Consider the following 19,245-nt stretch of genomic DNA (forward strand, 5'->3'; position numbering starts at 1 on the left):
GCACCCCGACAAACCCAGGCATCACAATAAACCACGTTCTACAAAGCAAACAAAACGGCGCTCCTGCGTCTATATATGGTAACTTCTGTTTTTAACTCACCGGATTTACGTATTATTTTTTTAAATTTAATTTTTTTATTGAAATTGATGTTGACGCAAGTAAAACGTCGTGCTAAAAAATAATCACACAATATAACGTTGTTTATAAAACAGCCTTGCACACACCATTCTTGAGGGAAGGTAACGATGACCAGGGAAAAGAGCTCATACGCGGTACAAACCGTTGAAAAGGCCCTGGATATTCTCGAGACACTCACCGAGGAAAGCCGGCACGCCACCCTTCCCTACCTTGCGGAGAGGCTTGATCTCTCCCGCAACAAGGCTTTCCGTCTTCTGGCAACCCTCGAGAGCAAGGGGCTCGTGGAGCGTGACGATGCCAGCGGCATCTACCGCCTCGGGATTTCGTCGGTGGAACTGGCCCAGAGGCTCCTCAACAGCACGAGTCTCATCCGGCACTCCCACCCGGTCATGGAGAAGCTGGCGCGCAAGCATGACGAGGCGGTCTACATCGCGGTCCTCAAGGGAGAGGAGGTCCTCTTTCTCGACATGGTCGACTGCGATCAGGCCATCAAAACGGCTCCCCTTGTCGGCAAGCGCTTCCCCTTCTTCACCAACGCGGCAGGCAAGGCCATCAAGTCGCTGGAGTCGGCGGACCTCCTGGAAAAATTCTTCAAGAAGCGGAGAAATGGCGGCGCCCCTGATCCGGCACTTCTCCAAACTGAATTGACGGCGATTCGGGAGCACGGTTTTGCCGTCGATTTTGACGGGCTCGGCGAAGGAATCGTCACGGTCGCCGTGGCGGTGAGGGATTACGCCGGCAAGGTCATCGGCGCCCTTACCATGCTCGGGCCGTCGTTCAGACTGATGACCTCGCGGCTGGAGAACGAGATCATCCCCTCCCTCCGGGAGGGAGCCGAGATGCTTTCCCTGAAGTTCGGCTACGCAAAACTCTAAGACCAGAGGAGTAACGGGACCAACTATTCGACGAAAGGAGGGGAGACACGACGGATACGGAAGTTGAAACAGAATCGGAGCGGGACGCCGCTCCATGGATGTGTGATTATTTTGGAGAAAGGAGTAACAAACCATGGCTGAAAGACAGTACGACTGGGGCGCAATCGCCAAGAATCCCAAGTTCGTCGAACTCCACCGCAAGAAGACTACGTTTCTCGTCGGATGGTGGGTATTTTCCACCGTCTTCTACTTCCTCCTCCCGATTGGTGCCGCATACGCCCCCGGCCTCTTCAAGATCAAGATCCTGGGCCGAATCAACTTCGGCTACCTCTTCGCCCTCTCCCAGTTCTTCGTTTCCTGGGGGATCGCCATGTACTACGCCCATGTGGCCAACAAAGACTTCGACCGGCTCACCCGTGAGCTGGTGGATGAGCTCAAATAAGGAAGGAGGACTGAGATGAAAAAACTGCTTGCTGGTATAACTCTGGCCCTCTCCCTGGGCTCGTTCGCCGCCTTTGCCGAGGAGCCTGCCAAGGCCCCGGCGACCCCGGGCGCTCCGGCCGCCGTAACCGCACCGGCAGCCACCACCCCTGCCCCGGCAGCCACTGCGCCCGCGGCAGCCACCACCGCCGCCAAGGCAGCTACTCCGGCACCGGCCCCTGAGGGCAAGAAGCTCAAGGCCAACCCGATGGTCACCATCCCGATCTTCCTGATCATCATCGCCGTGACCATGGCCGTCGTCGTCTGGTCGGCCAAGCGGACCAAGTCGGCTGCCGACTTCTACACCGCGGGCGGCGGCATCACCGGCACCCAGAACGGCTGGGCCATCGCCGGCGACTACATGTCGGCCGCTTCCTTCCTGGGGATTTCCGGCATGATCTCCCTCTACGGCTATGACGGCTTCATGTACTCCGTCGGCTGGCTCGTGGCCTACATCACGGTGCTCCTCATCGTGGCCGAACCGTGCCGCAACGCCGGCAAGTACACCCTGGGGGACATCCTCTCCTTCCGCACCGAGCCGAAGCTCGTCCGGGCCGTCTGCGCCCTCTCCGTCGTGGCCGTCTCCACCTTCTATCTCACCGCCCAGATGGTCGGCGCCGGGAAACTGATGCAGCTCCTCCTCGGCATCCCCTACAAGTTCGCCATCATCGGCGTCGGCATCCTCATGGTCGGCTACGTGGTTTTCGGCGGCATGACCGCCACCACCTGGGTCCAGATCATCAAGGCCGGTCTCCTCATGACCGGTGCCGCGGTCCTCTCCGTCCTGGTGGGCATCAAGTCCGGCATGAACCCGTTCCAGTTCTTCAACGACATCGTCACCAGCCCCAACATCCAGGAGCACGTCCAGAAGGTTGTTCTGAAGGATCCCGTGGCCGTGGCCGGCTTCGATTACGGGCAGCGGTTCCTTGAGCCGGGCCTCTTCCTCAAGAACCCCCTTGACCAGATCTCCCTCGGCATGGCTCTCGTGCTCGGCACCGCCGGCATGCCCCACATCCTGATGCGCTTCTTCACCGTCCCCACAGCCCAGGCGGCCCGCAAGTCCGTTATCGTGGCCATGTTCATCATCGGCTCCTTCTACATCCTGACTACGCTCCTCGGCTTTGGCGCTGCCATCCACGTGACTCCGCAGGGGATCACCGCCGTGGATAAAGGCGGGAACATGGCCGCCATGATGCTCGCGCAGAAACTGGGCGGCGACATCTCTCCGTTCCTGGGCGACCTGCTCCTGGCCTTCCTCTGCGCCGTTGCCTTCGCCACCATCCTCGCCGTCGTGTCGGGCCTCGTTCTGGCCGCTTCGGCTGCCATCGCCCACGACATCTACGTGAACGTCATCAAGGACGGCCACGCCGACCAGCACGAGCAGGTTATGGCCGCCCGGATCACCTCCCTCTGCGTCGGCGCCATGGGCATCGTCATCGGTATCGCCGCCGAGAAGCAGAACGTCGCCCACCTGGTGGCCCTGGCCTTTGCCGTTGCCTCCTCGGGCAACCTGCCGGTCGTCGTCATGTCCCTCTTCTGGCGGAAGTTCAATACCGCCGGCGTCGTGTCGGGCCTCGTGGTCGGCACCATCGCCTCCATCGCCCTGGTGATGGTCTCCCCCAACATGACCTATCCGAAGAAGATTGCCGCCGACGCCAAGAAGGTGGTAGTCAAGCTCGAAGAGAAGCAGGCCACCGGCGCGCTCCTCTCCGAGAAGGAAATGAAGGATCTCGACAAGGCCAAGGCCGACTACGAGAAGAACAAGGATGGCAAGTCCATGCTCGGCCTCGACAAGCCCCTCATCGACCTGAAGAACCCTGGCATCATCTCCATCCCGCTCGGCTTCATCGCCGCCATCATCGGTTGCCTCGCCTTCCCGAGCCGCCGCTCCGAGGAGATGTTCGACGAGATCTACGTCCGCCAGAACACCGGCATCGGCATGGCCAAGGCCATCGACCACTAGAAAACGAGTCGCACAGTTCAGAGTCTGCTATCGGGGGAAGGGAAACCTTCCCCCTTCTTTTTGTTTCACGCCGTCCTCCTACAGCCCCTCCCCAGCCGGTTCCACCGCGCACAAAACACCAGACCGCCTGCATGGCATAGCCACCAATATCAAACGTTCGTTATATTCCATGGCCGGCCTCGACCCACCCAAAATCAACACAAAAATAGACAACAAGTTCATTATTTATTGGTTTTTTCTCTCTATATTTCAAGCCATTACACAAAACTGCAATCAAAGCAAAAAACTCCTTGCAAACAAATATACAACCGTTATATTTTAGCACCCATTTTTGAATTAAAATGTCGTTATGGTGCAACGCCTACGCCTCTCGACACCGCGCGACAACCCATTCGATAACCCATTGAATTGCATGCGCTTTTCGCGCCATCACCAGCAGTACGACGAACACGTCACGAAAGGAGGACCGGCAGATTTTGTTTTATTCAGGCTTTTGAGGGGTGGGACGCTACCCGTCACGAGTTTCCAAATGGAGTGCATTTTCGAAAGGAGTAACAAAACCATGGCTGAAAAACAGTACAACTGGAGCGCCATCGCCAAGAACCCCAAGTTCATGGAGCTCCACCGCAAGAAAACCACGTTTCTCGTCGGATGGTGGGTATTTTCCACCGTCTTCTACTTCCTCCTCCCCATCGGCGCGGCGTATGCCCCCGGCCTCTTCAAGATCAAGATCCTGGGACGGATCAACTTCGGCTACATCTTCGCCCTCTCCCAGTTCTTCGTTTCCTGGGGAATCGCCATGTACTACGCCCATGTGGCCAACAAAGACTTCGACCGGCTCACCCGCGAGCTGGTGGATGAGCTGAAGTAAGGAGGAAGGAAGATAATGAAAAAACTGTTAGCAGCTTTCACGCTTGCCCTGTCACTGGGCACGTTCGCCTATGCCGCCGAACCGGTTAAGGCTCCCGTTGCGGCCGAGGCGCAGGCCGTTGCCGCCCCTGCCCAGGCGACCGCCACCGCCACCGCCGCGCCCATGGCAGCAAAGGCCGCCGTTGCCGCGGCTCCGGCCGAGAAAAAGGAATTGAAGGCCAACCCCATGGTCACCATTCCGATCTTCCTGTTGATCATCGGCGCCACCATGTGCGTTGTCGTCTGGTCTGCCAAGCAGACCAAGTCGGCGGCCGACTTCTACACCGCGGGCGGTGGCATCACCGGCACCCAGAACGGATGGGCCATTGCCGGCGACTACATGTCGGCCGCATCCTTCCTGGGGATTTCCGGCATCATCTCCCTCTACGGGTATGACGGGTTCATGTACTCCGTGGGGTGGCTCGTGGCCTACATCACGGTGCTCCTCATCGTGGCCGAGCCCTGCCGCAACGCCGGCAAGTTCACCCTGGGAGACATCCTTTCCTTCCGCACCGAGCCCCGGTCGGTCCGGGCCGTGGCGGCCATTTCCACCGTTGCCGTCTCCACCTTCTACCTGACCGCCCAGATGGTCGGCGCCGGCAAGCTCATGCAGCTCCTCATCGGCATCCCCTACAAGACCGCCGTCATCGGCGTCGGCATCCTCATGGTCGGCTACGTCGTCTTCGGCGGCATGACCGCCACCACCTGGGTCCAGATCATCAAGGCCGGCCTCCTCATGACCGGCGCGGCCCTCCTCTCCGTCCTGGTCGGCCTCAAGTCCGGCATGAACCCGTTCCAGTTCTTCAATGACATCGCCACCAGCCCCAACGTCATCGAGCACGTCCAGAAGGTGGTCCTGAAGGACCCCGTTGCCGTGGCAGGTTTCGATTACGGGCAGCGCTTCCTTGAGCCGGGTCTCTTCCTCAAGAACCCCCTCGACCAGATCTCCCTCGGCATGGCGCTCGTGCTCGGCACCGCCGGCATGCCCCACATCCTGATGCGCTTCTTCACCGTCCCCACGGCCCAGGCTGCCCGCAAGTCAGTTATCGTGGCCATGTTCATCATCGGCTTCTTCTACATCCTGACCACGCTCCTCGGCTTCGGCGCCGCCATCCACGTGACCCCGCAGGCCGTCATGAATGTGGACAAGGGTGGCAACATGGCCGCCATGATGCTTGCCCAGAAGATGGGAGGCGACATCCATCCGTTCCTGGGTGACCTGCTCCTGGCCTTCCTCTGCGCCGTTGCTTTCGCCACCATCCTCGCCGTCGTTTCGGGCCTCGTCCTGGCTGCCTCCGCAGCCATCGCCCACGACATCTACGTGAACGTCATCAAAGGTGGCCATGCCGACCAGCACGAGCAGGTGAAAGCCGCCCGGATCACCTCCTTCGTGGTTGGCGCCTGCGGCATCGTCATCGGCATCGCCGCCGAGAAGCAGAACGTCGCCCACCTGGTGGCCCTGGCCTTTGCCGTTGCCGCCTCGGGCAACCTGCCGGTCGTCGTCCTCTCCCTCTTCTGGAAGAAGTTCAACACCGCCGGTGTCGTTGCCGGCCTGGTGACCGGCACCATCGTTTCCATCGCCCTGGTGATGGTCTCCCCCAACATGACCTATCCGAAGAAGGTGGCCGCCGACGCCCAGAAGGTGGTCGTGGCCCTGGAGAAGAAGCAGGCTGAAGGCGCCATCCTCACCCCGAAGGAGATGAAGGAGCTGGACAAGGCCAAGGTTGACTACGAGAAAAACAAGGACGGCAAGTCGATCCTCGGCCTCGACAAGCCGCTCTTTACCCTGAAGAACCCGGGCGTGGTGTCCATCCCCCTCGGCTTCATCGTGGCAATCATCGCGGCCCTGGCCTTCCCGAGCCGCCGCGCCGAGGAGATGTTCGACGAGCTGTACGTGCGCCAGAACACCGGCATCGGCATCGCCAAGGCGGTCGACCACTAGAACGGCTTTTTAATTCGGTATAATTTGTGCTAGGATTAGGGGAAAGCGTTGCTTTCCCCTTTTTTTATCCCGCGCGAGGATCTGCATGCATAACGACATCATCCAGACGGCCGTCGACGAAACCATGGCCCGGATCAACGCATTCGTCCGGGTCCTGGAACAGGACGAAATCCCGCTGATCCTGAACCGCCTTAAGGAAGAGATCGACCATGAAATCGCCCTTACGGGGCAGATAGCGGGAAGGCGGCGGGAGCTCATGGCCCGAGTGAAGGGGGAGACCGACTACGGTGCTCTGCGTGAAATTCACGACGAACTGAACGGGCTGGAACTGGAACGGTTTCTCAAGATCCAGTCGGTGGCCGCCCTCCACGCCTCATGCACGGAATACCGGGACGTCCTGGCCGAGCGGGCGCTGGAACTGGTGGAGCAGGAACTGGCGGCCGGCGGCAAGGGGAATCCGCCGCGCTCCTACGCCCTCTGCAGCATGGGAAGCGACGGCCGGGAGGAGCAGACCCTCATCACCGACCAGGACTACCTGATCGTCTACGGCGACGACGGCGGCGAGGCGGCCGACCAGTGGTTCAGGGAGTTCTCGGAGACCCTGGTGGAGCGCATGGCGGAGATGGGGTTCAAGAAATGCACCGGCGACATCATGCCGTCGAACCCCACGTGGCGGGGCTCCTACGGCCAATGGAAGAGAAAGCTCCTGGCCATTGTCCGCTACGAGTACGAGGATTACGCCAAGAACCTCATGGACCTGATCGTCCTCTCCGACGCGCGGCACGTGGCGGGGGACAAGGACTTGGCCAACGACTTGGTGGGGCTCATCCGGGGACTGGAGCAGGACTACTTCCAGGTGCTCTGGGGGATGGCCAAGGCGGCCACGGAGATGAAACTGGCCCTCGGTTTCCTGAACAGACTCTGGACCGAAGGGTCGGGGGAGCACAAGGGGGAATTCAACCTGAAGTTGCTTGCCTGGGCACCGTTGGTCATGAACGTCCGGATTCTCGCCATTAACCAGGGGATACCGGCCACGAACACCGTGCGGCGGATCGAGTTGCTCCAGAAGGAGGGGAGCTTCTCGGCGACCTTTGCCCAAGGGCTCATCGACGCTTACACCATCCTGACCCGGCACAGGATCCTTCTCCAGATCAAGGTCATCAAGGGAATCCAGGACAGCTCTTACTATCTGAACCCCTACACCCTCCCCGCTGACGAGCGGGAGGAGATCAAACAGGCGCTCATCAAGATCGAAGATCTCCAGAGGACGATTCATACCAACTTTTCGATCATGTAGACGCCGCACCGACTGATGAAATACCACCCACTTCGGGAAAAGACGGAAGCATCACCGATGGCTATGCAAAAGTTGCATAGCCTAATTTTTTAGTGGCGACTCATGACCGGTATCAGGTATCTTCGTTGGGTTAAAAAGCGAGCCAGCGGCAGCACAATACCGCGGGCAACCGACCGGCACAGAATTTGCTGAAAAACAGGCATCTTTTCATGACTTAGGACCAACACGGTGAGTTTTTTCCTTTTCGAAGACCGGCGAACTGAATCCCGGGGAATTCCGCTTCTGGAGAACCAGAAGGGATTCACCCTTGTGGAACTGCTGGTGGCCATCCTCCTCATGACCGTGGGGATATTTGCGGTCATCGCCATGCAGACCACCTCTATGCAGGCGAACTCCATCGCCATGCGGCTTTCCGTGGCCACGTCCCTGGCCCAGGAGGCTCTGGAGGATATTCTGTCCTTGCCACCTGACGACGTCACCCTTAACTCTGCAGGAACCTTTAGGAACTCCGTGACACGACTACCATACCCTCTGCATAAGAGCACGATCGAAGGCGGAGGTACTTACACCGCAACGTACACCACGAAAGTCGGGCCGGATGGTGTCGTACCGCAGGGGATAACCAAGGTTATCGTCGAGGTAGTCGAGGTTGCTAGAAGCGGCAGGTCTGTCGCGGTCACCGGTTTCAAGAGGACCAATTGATGGAATGCGTCAAACCGAATTCCCGCGGTTTCACGCTCGTGGAACTTGTGGTTGTGATCGGAATCTTCGGGGTCATCATGGGGGCCGTTTACTCCATCTACCTGACCCACCTGAAAAACGCCTACTCCCAGGAGGAACTGATTGACGTCCAGCAGAACCTCAGGACCGCCATGGACATGATCACGCGGGACCTGCGGATGGCTGGAGTGCTTCTCCCCAATGACGTCAAGCCTTTAGATAAGATAACCGTGGATAGTCTTCAGATCAACACGGTATCGGCCTCCGGGAAGATTGCCCGGATAGCGGAGAGCAAGGCAACCTCTGCAGATTCAACGTTCAGCATTCTTGTGGACTCCTCCGAAGCCGTCGACGGACTGTTGGCTTTAGCCACCGACACCAAAACGCCCATTACCGTCCGGCTCATCCGTCCCTTTGACAGAAGCAATCCGATCAGTTCAATGGATACGTACCTTGTCCTAGAACTTGTCCAGATCCCCAAAACCGATCGTGACACGAGAACCGTAGTCATGAAGCGCCCCTCGAACAAATTTGTGCCAGGAACGACACTTGTTGCTGGAGACATCATCGCGGCTACCGGTCCTCCGGTCCCTCCCGGGACCGATCCTCCCGCCGGCTATGACAGCATTGTTTACAAGCTTGATCTCTGTCCCGATTCGCCGAATCAGCAGTGTTTGTTGAGAATTGTCAATCAGACTGAAACGGAGATAATCGCCGGTCCCATCTCGACACTGCAGTTCAACTATCTGTACACCAAGGGATCCGAAGACAATTCGGCCGAGGAAGACTCCATCCGGGCAGTGCGGGTCACCATCACTGCCAAGACTCCCGAAACAGCACCCGGCGGAGCAAGAAGCAAGCAGTTAACCTCCGTGATATCCGTCAGGAACAGGCGCTAGCGTCCCCATGGCACCGACAGACTTTCAACATGACGCCACCAAAAGCACCCAACTCGCCAACGAACGGGGGGCGGCGCTCCTCATCGTCCTGGTGATGCTGCTCCTGCTGACCATCCTGGGTGCGACCCTGTTCACGTCGTCCACCACGGAAATCAAGATCGCCGGCAACTACCGCAACACCCTCGAAACCTTTTCGGCTGCCGATGCTGCGGCCGAATTCGCCATGATCTACGACAAGATTTATACCTCGTTGATCCCGGGAACCACGGCGTCATCGTGGCCTAATGCGGGAGAGGGTAAACTCCTGAATAACGACCTGACTGAAGGCGACCCGAACACGGAAAACCGTAACTTTAACCGAATCAACATTCCGGGAACGAACGTCAAGGCGGACATAAAAGTTGACCTTATCGCAGCCCGTAACAATCCGCCGCCTGGGTACGGCTACCAAGAGGATGCAGGGGTGGGCGCGGGCGGGGAAGCGAGCTTCAAATCGAATGTGTTCGCCATTACCGTGGAGGCCCACGGGCCGAACAACGCACGGGCCGACGTTGAGGCGGGGATGGCCCGGGTGGTGCCCCACTGAGCGTCGTTGACGGCTCCACTCGAAAAAAGGAGTAAATTTATGACCATCGTCCGAGCCATAATCGCGGTGGGGATGCTCGCTCTCTATTACCCGGGGAACGTCCTCCCTGCCTTTGCCGCCACAGAACCCTACGTCCCCTCCATAATCTACCCCGGGCCCTACGAACCGGAGCAGCTCTTCTACCGCAATCCCAAGGGCTTCATCTGGCTTCGGTGGTCAGAGGCGGTATTCACCAAATCGGTAACCTGCAGCGGGACAATCAGGAGTCTGAAGCTCACTGGAATCTGGCAGGGGCACCTGAAGCCCAACGGCGCCTGCGGCACTCCGGCCGAACCGTCCTACTGGGCGCTGGGAAACTGGATCAACTATGACCTGATCAACAAGCGTCGGGAAGCCCAATGATCAAGGTCCGCCGTCTCGTCAGTCGTAATATTAGAGCCATGAAGAGCCTGCCTGCCAGATGGAGGTTGTCATGAAGAGATTGCTCGCTGCGGTTGTCCTCGCCATTGGCTCCCTTGCGCCGGCACTGGCATTGGCCGCGCCGGACCAGTACCTAGGAGATTTGTCGATTTACGGTGCTCCGTCCGCAGTGCAACCCAACGTCCTCCTCATCATCGACAACTCGGGGAGCATGCAGGACAAGGTGCCCGGCGAGGCCTACGATCCGAACATACTCTATTCCGGCACAAGGGCCACCAATGCCGTGTATAAGGGCGGCGACAAAAATTCGACGACCTATTACATCAGCGACGTCAACAACGTCACCACCAGTTGCGGCGGGACCGATCCGAAATTCCTGCTGACCACTTTTGGCGCATATCGCGGCAGGAGCCTCTCCTCCACCGGCAGTTGCGCCACCAAGGGAAGCGGCACCTACTATCGCGGCAATTACCTGAACTACCTGGACTACCTGAAACAGAACAAAACCACCACGAGAGCCAAGATCGACATCGCCAAGGATGTGGTAAAGCAGATTATCGCCACCACCAGCGGGGTTAAGTTCGGAGTCATGGTCTTCAAGTACTCGGGAGGCACCGGCCAGGGAGGGCAGTTTCTCAATGAAACGATCCCCGGCACCCCCAAAGACTTCAAGTATGTCAGCACCGTAAAAGAGATGGATGCCCCTACTTACATCGATCCTATCACCAAAATCCCCAGCCCCATTACCAATCGGACAGCCCTTATATCCGCCGTGGGAAGCATTTCCCCCCAAGGCAACACCCCCCTCGGCGAGACCCTGTTCGAGGCGAGGCGCTACTTCAGGGGCGAGGGAAGCGCCTTCGGTAACGATGCCGCCCTGACGAATGGAAAGTTCACGTCACCCGTGGAATACCCCTGCCAGAAAAACATCATCATTTTCGTCACCGATGGGATGTCCAACTCCGACAACGATCCGGCCCTGAAGACCCTCTGCAATAACGGCGACTGCGACGGTGACGGCATTGAACCACGGGATCTGAACCACATTCTCGATGACGTGGCCTATGACCTGTATCACCGGGACCTGCGTCCCGACCTCCCGCCCTACAAGAAAAAAGAACAGTACGTAACCACCTACACCATCGGTTTCGGCCTCGACGGCTCCGATACCGATGCCGTGGCACTCCTGTCAAGAACTGCCGACAGCAACCATGGAGGAGGTGAATACTATAATACCAACTCCCAGCAGGAGCTGACCGACGCCATCAGCTCGATCATAATTGAAATGTTATCGACGGACACCTCCATTGCTGCGCCGGTAGCTGCGGTAAGCCCCGAGAACAGAACCTACGGCTCGGGCAGGGTCTTCATGGGCTTTTTCAAGCCCGCCGAGGAAGGCGCCTTCTGGGGGGGAAACCTGAAAAAGTACGGGGTATTGTCCGGCAATAATCCAGCCATTATCGATGTATCCGGAAACTTCGCAACCTATGTGGACGAGAACGATGACCACTTTGATGACAATACCAACGCCACTCTCCCCGTGGACGCCATCAACGGCACGTTCAGGGCCACGGCAAAGTCGTACTGGAGCACGGACGTCGACGGAAGCAAGACAGACGAGGGGGGAGTTGGTCAACTCTTGCAGGCGAAGCAGGCAGCTTCCCGGACCATCTACACTGTCACCCCCACCGGCACCAGCCGGGTGGAGTTCAACGCAACGAACATCACGTCGACCATGCTTGGAGTTACCGACACCCCTACCCAGACCGACCTCATCAACTTCATTCGGGGCCAGGATGTCTATGACGACAACACGAACGGCAACCGGACCGAAAACAGGCTCTGGACCATGGGAGACGTCATCCACTCGAAACCTCTGGTCGTGAACTATGCCACCTACCCGTTCAATGCCACAAACGAGGCTGACTGCTCAAAGAACAACTCCATCATCTACGTGGGGAGCAATGACGGCATGCTTCACGCGTTCCGAGACTGCAACGGTCAAGAGCTGTGGGGCTTCATCCCACCGACCATGCTGGAAAACCTCAAGTTCCTGAAGGACCAGAACCATTCCTACTTTGTTGATTCGACGCCTGTGGCCTACATCCATGACGTGAACAGGGACGGCACCATCGACCCCACCAAGGGGGACAAGGTTATTCTCATTTTCGGCACCCGGCGGGGAGGTGGAGCTGCTTCCACGAAGTCCAGGGGTGCCTATTTCGCGCTGGATGTCTCAATTCCGAGCGATCCAAAGTTCTTATGGAAAATCGTTTCAAACCCCACGGTCACTTCGGGTATTGTTGCAACGACGGGTTTTGAGGAACTGGCCGAGAGTTGGAGCGAACCGAAGCTCGTCAGAATGAAGATTGGCGGTGCAGAAAAGATCGTTGCCGTCATCGGTGCCGGCTACGACAACGTGAACGAGGACAGCCGCTACGGCGCAACGCAGCGGTTCACCGGCACGGGAACGGTTACCAGCAGCGATTCTGGGGACGGCGCGGTCACCAGTTCAGGCACCTCCGCCCCCAAGAATCCCACGGGAAGAGGGATCTATCTCATTGAAGTCGGCACCCTCGCTGCCGGCAGCCTGAACTTGGCAGCCAGTGGTCAAAAGATATACAGCTTCACATATAACAGCACCGCCGCTCCGTACTCGTCCATGACCTTCTCCTTCCCCTCTGAGATAGCCGCCATTGACGTGAACAACAACGGGTACACCTCGCGGCTCTACGCCGGCGATACCGGCGGGAACATCTGGCGGTTCGACGTGGGGGACCCGGACAAGACAAAGTGGACCGCCCGGAAACTTTTCAGTTCCAACCCCACTTTGACGGGGGATACGGGAAGAAAGATCTTCTCCAAGCCGTCGGTTGTATCGGAATACGGCTACAAGATGCTCTTCTTCGGCACGGGAGACCGGGAACACCCCCTGAACACCGCCATAGTCGACCGAATCTACGCCCTCATTGACCGGGACCAAACCTTCACCGCCACCGAAAGCAACCTGATGGACGTGACCACCGATCAGCTCCAGACGACCACGATTGCCAGCGGCGCTGGATCCATTAAGGACATCCTGAATACACTCAACGACTCCGGGAACTACGGCTGGTACATCAAACTCAATCAGAACAGCGGCGAGAAGGTCCTCAGCTCTCCGCTGGTTTTCAACAAGGTGGCTTACTTCACCACCCATACGCCGGGCACGGTGGTCATCACCGACCCCTGCGAGGCGCCGGGTAACCTCGGCACAGGACGAATCTACGCCCTGGATTACAAAACCGGCGAGGCCGTGTTGAACTACGACAGAACCAATGACAGCTCAACCACCACTAATAAGCGGGCCAAGGGCGAAGACGGAATTCTTCTTCGCAGCGACCGCGTAATGACGCTCGGTCAAGGCATCCCCTCCAGCCCGGGAGTTATTTTGCCCCCTGGCGGTGGAGGCAAGCTGATGATCGGGGAAGGCGGCGCCCTGGCCACCGGCAAAACCACACCCGGGGGGGGAATTATTCCCCTGTACTGGAGACAGAAATAAGAAGGACGTTATTGAATGGATTGCAGCAGGGACACTGACATGAAGAGAGGAAAGAGAGCGGCGCAGGGACACATAACGGCGGGAGGCTTCACGCTCATCGAGGTGATGATCGTGGTGGCCATCATAGCGATACTCATTGCCGTGGCGCTGCCGCCGTTCGTGGACTGGCGCAACAACCTCGGCTACCGGCAGACGGCCCGGGGGATGACGGCGATGCTGCGAGAGGCAAAGTCCCGCGCCATTACCAGAAACCGGCAACAGATGGTGGTCTTCAAGCCCAACAGCAGCAGCTACAGCCTGCTACAGGGCGACCGCGCTTACAACACCCAGGAAACCGGATGGACGTCGGAGCAAACCCAGACAATCCCCGCCAACTCCACCATACGCAGCGGCGGCGGTACTTCCCTGGCTAATGTATCCATGCAGTTCAATCCCAACGGAACCGTAAGGCTTTTCGACCGTAAAGGTGCACCCAGCGACGGAACCATCACCGTCAATGAAGGTACCGCGGTGCTCTATGAAATATCCATGACGCAGTCCGGAATGCTCACAACCAAGAAAAAATAGGAGCGAAGCTGCATATAGCGCTTCGCTCTCACCGTTTCTCCGGCGGAAAAGCCGCGCATTTCTTCTCCACTGCCGTAAGAAACTCCATCATCTCTTGGGCAGAGCCGGGCGCCGCACTCCCCACCAGCGACCGTTCCATGCATTCCTCATAACTCCGGTAGTGCTCCTTTACCACCGCAGCGACCCGCCCCGCGCCGGAGGATTCTGCCGCCGAATGCGGTCGCTCATTCCGCTTCACGCCGGACTGCACGGCGACCTTCCTGGTCCGGGCAGCATGCCTTTTTCCTCTCACACCCTGCTCCGGGGGAGCCCCTCCCTTGCGGAGCGGATTGTCGGTGAAAAAAACGCTCCCATCGGCTGATTTCACCCGGTAGACCACGGTCGGCGGCGGCTCTTCCACCGGTTTCTGCTCCTCCGCCCCTTCGCCGCTGACGTTTTCTTCGGCAACAGCCGAGGTGCGGGGAGCAGTCGACTCAGCGCCGGAAGCCGGTTTGGCCGCCGTGCCGCCGGCGGCCGTACCCTGCACATCCGCCGGTTTGCCCCCTTTATCCTTACCCGGAATCACGAGCCGGTTCTTGTAGAACTCGATGCCGAAATCGTTCAATTCGGGCACATTCTTGGTGTGGCACGCGCTGCACTCCATCTTGTAGATGCGGGAATAGGCCGACATGGCGCCAGCCGGGGAACCGGAGCCAAGAAGTGCCACCATTGCCATGCCAAACAACCAAAGGGTCAGATACCTGTTCATTCATTCCTCGCCGGGATAAGGGCTGTCTCACGGCAACCGCGCGCGTTCAAGGATTTCGGCTGCAATTTCCCCTCCCTTTATAGCCCAATGCCCGCACTATTTCCACACCTTCCCGAAGCAGTCCCCCGACAACCCCTTCTTGCCCCTCTCCGACTCCTGTGTTACAACATTGCAAACACTATTCACAGCGAGGTTCACCATGCCCATCGCCACAAAAATCGCCGGCCATATCTCCAAGTCATCCTGGATAAGAAAAATGTTCGAGGAGGGGGAGCGCCTGCGCCAGGTCCACGGGGCCGAGAACGTGTATGACTTCACCCTCGGCAATCCCGACACGGAGCCCCCCCGGGAGTTTCAGGAGGAATTCGCCCGGCTCGCCACCCGCCCGATTCCCGGCATGCACCGCTACATGAACAACGCCGGCTACCTGGAGACCCGGGCCGCCGTGGCCGAGGTGCTGGCCGAGGCGTCCGGCCTGCCGGTCGGGGCCGAGCACGTGGTGATGACCTGCGGGGCCGGTGGCGCCCTGAACGTGGTCCTGAAGACCATCCTCAACCCGGGGGAAGAGGTGATCATCCTCACCCCCTACTTCGTGGAGTACAAGTTCTACATCGACAACCACGGCGGGGTGCCCAAGGAGGTCTGGACCAACCGGGAGACCTTCCAGCTGAACATCCCGGCCATCGAGGCGGCCATCACCAACAAGACCCGGGCCGTCATCATCTGCTCCCCCAATAACCCCACCGGCGTCATCTACCCGGAGGAGAGCCTGAAGGAGCTGGGCGAAATGCTTGCGCGGGCGGAGCAGCGCTACGACCGGCAGATCTACGTCATCTCCGACGAGCCCTACGCCCGGATCGCCTTCGACGGCAAGCACGTCCCCAACATCTTCCGGTACGTGGAGAGCTCGGTCATCGTTACCTCCCACAGCAAGGACCTTGCACTCCCGGGGGAGCGGATCGGCTACATGGCCGCCAACCCCAGGGCCCGCGGCGTGGAGCAGTTCATGGAAGGGGCGGTCTTCAGCAACCGGGTCCTCGGCTACGTCAACGCCCCGGCCCTCATGCAGCGGCTCGTGGCAAAGCTCCAGCGGGCCTCCGTGGACATCGGCGAGTACCAGACCAAGCGGGATCTCCTCTACGACAACCTCACCGCCATGGGCTTCGAGATGGTGCGGCCCGACGGCGCCTTCTACCTCTTCCCCAAGTCACCGCTGGCCGACGATGTGGAGTTCGTGAAGCTGGCCCAGAAGCACCGGATTCTGCTGGTTCCCGGGGCCGGCTTCGGCGCCCCCGGTTTCTTCCGGATCGCCTACTGCGTCGACCGGGGGATGATCGAGCGGAGCTTGCCTGCCTGGCGGAAGCTGGCCCAGGAGACGGGGCTGCGGGGATAGCGTTGGATGGATATTCCAAGGAAAAGAGCGGTGCCGAAGGGGCATCGCTCTTTTCGTTTCCGGCATAACCGGCTTCACGCCGGGGGAAGCGTGAACGAGAAGGTGGCCCCCCGGTTCGGCGCCGCATCGGCCCTGACCTCGCCGCCGTGGCGGTGAATGATCCGCTGAACCGTGGCGAGGCCGATGCCGGTCCCCTCGAACTCGTCGCTGCCATGGAGCCTCTGGAAGGCGTTGAACAGCTTGTTTGAATACGCCATATCAAACCCCGCGCCATTGTCCCGGATGAAAAACACGCCACGCCCGTCGCACTCTTCCCTCCCGAATTCGATCTCCCCCTCCTCAACCTTTCCCGTGAACTTCCAGGCGTTGCCGAGAAGGTTCTCCATCACCACCCGCAGGAGGCGCGCGTCTCCCATGGCCCTGAGCCCTTCCTGGATGGCAATGCTCACCTTCCGTTCCGGGTTGCTCTTGGTCAACTCTCCCATGATCTCCCTGGCCATGTCGCTCAGGTCAACCGGCTCGAACGTCATATAGTCCCTGGTGTAACGGGAAAGCCTGAGAAGGGCGTCCACCAGTTCATCCATACGCCTGGTGGCGCGGACGACACGATCCAGATACCCTTGCGCCTTTTCATCGAGGCCCTCGGCGCAATCCTCCATAAGGATGCTGGTGAACCCCTCGATGTGGCGCAACGGGGCGCGCAGGTCGTGGGATACCGAGTAGCTGAAGGACTCGAGCTCTCGGTTGGCCGCTTCGAGCTGGGCGGTCCGCTCCATGACCCGGAGTTCGAGTTCGGCATGGAGCCTCCGGTTTTCCTCCTCAACCCGCTTGAGAGCCGTGATATCGCGGTTGCTGGCGCGGCGTCCCTGACTTCGTCCTTCGCTGTCGTAAACACTCTGGCAGACATGGGATATCCAGCGGGTTTCGCCCGTTTTGCCGACAATACGCAGCTCCATTGCGATTTTTCCGCTGGAGAGCATCGCTTCTTCGTTGTGGCGCGCCATCAGTTCCCGGTCGTCGGGGTGGACGATTGCCGCGTTCAGGCGGGGGTCGGCGTAGAACTCAGCGGGGGTATAGCCGGTAATATCAAGGCAGGCAGGCGAAACGTATAAAAGGCTACCCTCGGGCGAGAGCCAGAAATCCCAGTCGGAGGAGTAGTCGGCCACGATCCGGTACCGTTCCTCGCTCTCCCGCAAGGCCTCCTCGGCCCTTTTGCGCGCGGTGATATCGGTGGCAATGTGGATGATCTTGTCCACCTTTCCCCCATCGTCGAAGACAGGGGTGCATGACACGAGAAAGACGCCGCCAAAGGCCTCGGCCTCCATCTCAACGGTTTCAACGTTGTTCGAAAGGAGCACCTTCTCCATGGGACACCCCTGTGGCGGCTCAGTGCATCCCGAATTGTGGAAGACCTCGTAACATTTCCTGCCGATAATTTCCTCTTCGCTCTTCCCGGTCGCCGTCACCACAGCCCTGTTGACTGCAACGATCACGTGCCGGGAATCGAGGATCACCGTCGGATGGGCAATCCCCTGAAAGATACCCTCCCACTCGCGACGGGCACGGATCAGTTCCTGATGTACCAGGCCGCATTCGGCTTCCCGCGCCTCGAAGTCCCGGATGCGCTCGCGCAACGCCTCAATCTCCCGCTGCAGCTCGACGATCACGTCTGACTCTTCACCCATTGTTCCTCCATGCCGCTGCCCCATCCTGCGAAAACACCTGGAGTGTTTGCCTCCAGGGAGGATACACAAAAACCCGGCAAAAAAGAAGGGCCATGCCTTCCTGGCCATGGCCCTCCTTAGTCAACAACGCAACGGAACTCCTTACTTCTTGCCCAGCGCCTCCAGCATGGCCGCCCCCATTTTCGTGGGGCTCGGGGCCACGACCACGCCGCACTCGCCCAGGGTTCGGATCTTGTCCTCAGCCTTTCCCTTCCCGCCGGTGATGATGGCGCCGGCATGACCCATCCGCTTTCCTGGAGGCGCGGTAACCCCGGCGATGAAGGCGGCCACCGGCTTTTTCATGTTCTCCCGGATCCACTCGGCGGCGTCCTCCTCTGCACTTCCGCCGATCTCGCCGATCATGAAGACCGCCTCGGTTTCCGGGTCTTCGTTGAAGAGCCTGAGGACGTCGATGAACTGCATGCCGATGATGGGGTCGCCGCCAATGCCAACACAGGTTGACTGGCCGAGCCCCGCCTCGGTAATCTGCTTCACCGCCTCGTAGGTGAGGGTGCCGCTGCGGGAGACGACACCGATCTTCCCCGGCTTGTGGATGTAGCCGGGCATGATCCCCACCTTGCACTCGCCGGGGGTGATGACGCCGGGGCAGTTGGGCCCCACAAGCCGCGTCCTGGTCTGCTGGATCACCCGCTTCACCGGCACCATGTCGCGCACCGGTATCCCCTCGGTGATGCAGACCGCCAGGTCGATCCCCGCGTCGGCCGCTTCAAGGATGGCGTCGGCGGCCCCCGGGGGCGGCACGAAAATCATGGAGACATTGGCGCCGGTGTACCTTACCGCCTCCTCCACGGTGTTGAAGACCGGGATACCCTCGATGTGGATCCCCCCCTTGCCGGGGGTAACGCCGGCCACGATCTTGGAGCCGTAGTCACGGCACTGCTGGGTGTGGAAGAGGCCACTGCGGCCGGTAATCCCCTGGACGACTATCTTTGAATCCCTGTTTATGAGTATGGACATTGATGATCTCCGTCAATTGATGTGTAGGGGCGCTGCTTGCCGCGCCCTGGCCGTCCCGAATATC

At 59.4% G+C, this 19,245-nt stretch carries 16 protein-coding genes; 13 read left to right on the forward strand and 3 right to left on the reverse strand.

Annotation, left to right across the window (positions count from 1 at the left end):
* Window positions 1–246: 246 nt before the first annotated feature.
* The 12 genes from KI811_RS02780 (at window position 247) to KI811_RS02835 (ending at window position 14,338) form a co-directional block, all read left to right on the forward strand.
* The gene (locus KI811_RS02780; protein WP_214184961.1) at window positions 247–1,014 is read left to right on the forward strand and encodes an IclR family transcriptional regulator; all 768 of its coding nucleotides are present in this window, start codon (window positions 247–249) and stop codon (window positions 1,012–1,014) included.
* Between the two features lie 133 nt (window positions 1,015–1,147).
* Window positions 1,148–1,456: a DUF485 domain-containing protein gene (locus tag KI811_RS02785; RefSeq protein WP_214184962.1), complete on the forward strand. Its 309-nt coding sequence runs from the start codon at window positions 1,148–1,150 to the stop codon at window positions 1,454–1,456.
* Between the two features lie 15 nt (window positions 1,457–1,471).
* The gene (locus KI811_RS02790) at window positions 1,472–3,457 is read left to right on the forward strand and encodes a solute symporter family protein (RefSeq protein WP_214184963.1); all 1,986 of its coding nucleotides are present in this window, start codon (window positions 1,472–1,474) and stop codon (window positions 3,455–3,457) included.
* A 562-nt stretch (window positions 3,458–4,019) separates the two neighbouring features.
* Window positions 4,020–4,328, forward strand: a complete 309-nt coding sequence (locus tag KI811_RS02795; protein WP_214184964.1) for a DUF485 domain-containing protein — start codon at window positions 4,020–4,022, stop codon at window positions 4,326–4,328.
* A gap of 15 nt (window positions 4,329–4,343) precedes the next feature.
* The gene (locus KI811_RS02800) at window positions 4,344–6,308 is read left to right on the forward strand and encodes a solute symporter family protein (RefSeq protein WP_214184965.1); all 1,965 of its coding nucleotides are present in this window, start codon (window positions 4,344–4,346) and stop codon (window positions 6,306–6,308) included.
* An 85-nt stretch (window positions 6,309–6,393) separates the two neighbouring features.
* Window positions 6,394–7,605 (forward strand): putative nucleotidyltransferase substrate binding domain-containing protein, encoded by a 1,212-nt coding sequence (locus tag KI811_RS02805; RefSeq protein WP_214184966.1) that lies wholly within the window; start codon window positions 6,394–6,396, stop codon window positions 7,603–7,605.
* 228 nt (window positions 7,606–7,833) lie between these two features.
* Entirely contained in the window at window positions 7,834–8,307 is a 474-nt protein-coding gene (locus KI811_RS02810; protein ID WP_214184967.1) for a type IV pilus modification PilV family protein, read from the forward strand.
* The gene (locus KI811_RS02815) at window positions 8,307–9,224 is read left to right on the forward strand and encodes a PilW family protein (protein WP_214184968.1); all 918 of its coding nucleotides are present in this window, start codon (window positions 8,307–8,309) and stop codon (window positions 9,222–9,224) included. The genes KI811_RS02810 and KI811_RS02815 overlap by 1 nt, the downstream gene beginning before the upstream one ends.
* A gap of 7 nt (window positions 9,225–9,231) precedes the next feature.
* Window positions 9,232–9,810 (forward strand): PilX N-terminal domain-containing pilus assembly protein, encoded by a 579-nt coding sequence (locus KI811_RS02820; RefSeq protein ID WP_214184969.1) that lies wholly within the window; start codon window positions 9,232–9,234, stop codon window positions 9,808–9,810.
* A 39-nt stretch (window positions 9,811–9,849) separates the two neighbouring features.
* Window positions 9,850–10,212, forward strand: a complete 363-nt coding sequence (locus KI811_RS02825; RefSeq protein WP_214184970.1) for a hypothetical protein — start codon at window positions 9,850–9,852, stop codon at window positions 10,210–10,212.
* 70 nt (window positions 10,213–10,282) lie between these two features.
* Complete coding sequence (locus tag KI811_RS02830) at window positions 10,283–13,771, forward strand: pilus assembly protein (RefSeq protein WP_214184971.1); 3,489 nt, start codon at window positions 10,283–10,285, stop codon at window positions 13,769–13,771.
* A 39-nt stretch (window positions 13,772–13,810) separates the two neighbouring features.
* Window positions 13,811–14,338 carry a GspH/FimT family pseudopilin gene (locus KI811_RS02835; protein ID WP_214184972.1) on the forward strand — a complete coding sequence of 176 codons (528 nt, stop codon included), beginning with the start codon at window positions 13,811–13,813 and terminating at the stop codon, window positions 14,336–14,338.
* Between the two features lie 28 nt (window positions 14,339–14,366).
* Here KI811_RS02835 and KI811_RS02840 read toward each other — a convergent pair whose 3' ends face one another.
* Window positions 14,367–15,086, reverse strand: a complete 720-nt coding sequence (locus KI811_RS02840; RefSeq protein WP_214184973.1) for a cytochrome C — start codon at window positions 15,084–15,086, stop codon at window positions 14,367–14,369.
* A 199-nt stretch (window positions 15,087–15,285) separates the two neighbouring features.
* Here KI811_RS02840 and KI811_RS02845 point away from each other — a divergent pair, with 199 nt between their 5' ends.
* Window positions 15,286–16,479: a pyridoxal phosphate-dependent aminotransferase gene (locus tag KI811_RS02845; protein ID WP_214184974.1), complete on the forward strand. Its 1,194-nt coding sequence runs from the start codon at window positions 15,286–15,288 to the stop codon at window positions 16,477–16,479.
* A gap of 74 nt (window positions 16,480–16,553) precedes the next feature.
* Here the strand turns inward: KI811_RS02845 and KI811_RS02850 are convergent, their stop codons facing one another.
* Both KI811_RS02850 and sucD read right to left on the reverse strand, forming a co-directional pair.
* Window positions 16,554–18,164, reverse strand: a complete 1,611-nt coding sequence (locus KI811_RS02850; protein WP_214184975.1) for a PAS domain S-box protein — start codon at window positions 18,162–18,164, stop codon at window positions 16,554–16,556.
* A gap of 141 nt (window positions 18,165–18,305) precedes the next feature.
* Window positions 18,306–19,181 carry a succinate--CoA ligase subunit alpha gene (gene sucD, locus KI811_RS02855; RefSeq protein ID WP_214184976.1) on the reverse strand — a complete coding sequence of 292 codons (876 nt, stop codon included), beginning with the start codon at window positions 19,179–19,181 and terminating at the stop codon, window positions 18,306–18,308.
* Between the last annotated feature and the right edge of the window lie 64 nt (window positions 19,182–19,245).

The sequence above is a fragment of the Geobacter hydrogenophilus genome (genome assembly GCF_018501225.1).
In the GTDB taxonomy this organism is placed as follows: Bacteria; Desulfobacterota; Desulfuromonadia; order Geobacterales; family Geobacteraceae; genus Geobacter; species Geobacter hydrogenophilus.

Coding starts and splice junctions, on each gene's coding strand:
- KI811_RS02780 (WP_214184961.1), top strand. CDS start 247: ATGACCAGGGAAAAGAGCTCATACGCGGTACAAACCGTTGAAAAGGCC.
- KI811_RS02840 (WP_214184973.1), bottom strand. CDS start 15,086: ATGAACAGGTATCTGACCCTTTGGTTGTTTGGCATGGCAATGGTGGCA.
- KI811_RS02850 (WP_214184975.1), bottom strand. CDS start 18,164: ATGGGTGAAGAGTCAGACGTGATCGTCGAGCTGCAGCGGGAGATTGAG.
- KI811_RS02830 (WP_214184971.1), top strand. CDS start 10,283: ATGAAGAGATTGCTCGCTGCGGTTGTCCTCGCCATTGGCTCCCTTGCG.
- KI811_RS02790 (WP_214184963.1), top strand. CDS start 1,472: ATGAAAAAACTGCTTGCTGGTATAACTCTGGCCCTCTCCCTGGGCTCG.
- KI811_RS02835 (WP_214184972.1), top strand. CDS start 13,811: ATGAAGAGAGGAAAGAGAGCGGCGCAGGGACACATAACGGCGGGAGGC.
- KI811_RS02800 (WP_214184965.1), top strand. CDS start 4,344: ATGAAAAAACTGTTAGCAGCTTTCACGCTTGCCCTGTCACTGGGCACG.
- KI811_RS02845 (WP_214184974.1), top strand. CDS start 15,286: ATGCCCATCGCCACAAAAATCGCCGGCCATATCTCCAAGTCATCCTGG.
- KI811_RS02825 (WP_214184970.1), top strand. CDS start 9,850: ATGACCATCGTCCGAGCCATAATCGCGGTGGGGATGCTCGCTCTCTAT.
- KI811_RS02820 (WP_214184969.1), top strand. CDS start 9,232: ATGGCACCGACAGACTTTCAACATGACGCCACCAAAAGCACCCAACTC.
- KI811_RS02785 (WP_214184962.1), top strand. CDS start 1,148: ATGGCTGAAAGACAGTACGACTGGGGCGCAATCGCCAAGAATCCCAAG.
- KI811_RS02795 (WP_214184964.1), top strand. CDS start 4,020: ATGGCTGAAAAACAGTACAACTGGAGCGCCATCGCCAAGAACCCCAAG.
- KI811_RS02815 (WP_214184968.1), top strand. CDS start 8,307: ATGGAATGCGTCAAACCGAATTCCCGCGGTTTCACGCTCGTGGAACTT.
- sucD (WP_214184976.1), bottom strand. CDS start 19,181: ATGTCCATACTCATAAACAGGGATTCAAAGATAGTCGTCCAGGGGATT.
- KI811_RS02805 (WP_214184966.1), top strand. CDS start 6,394: ATGCATAACGACATCATCCAGACGGCCGTCGACGAAACCATGGCCCGG.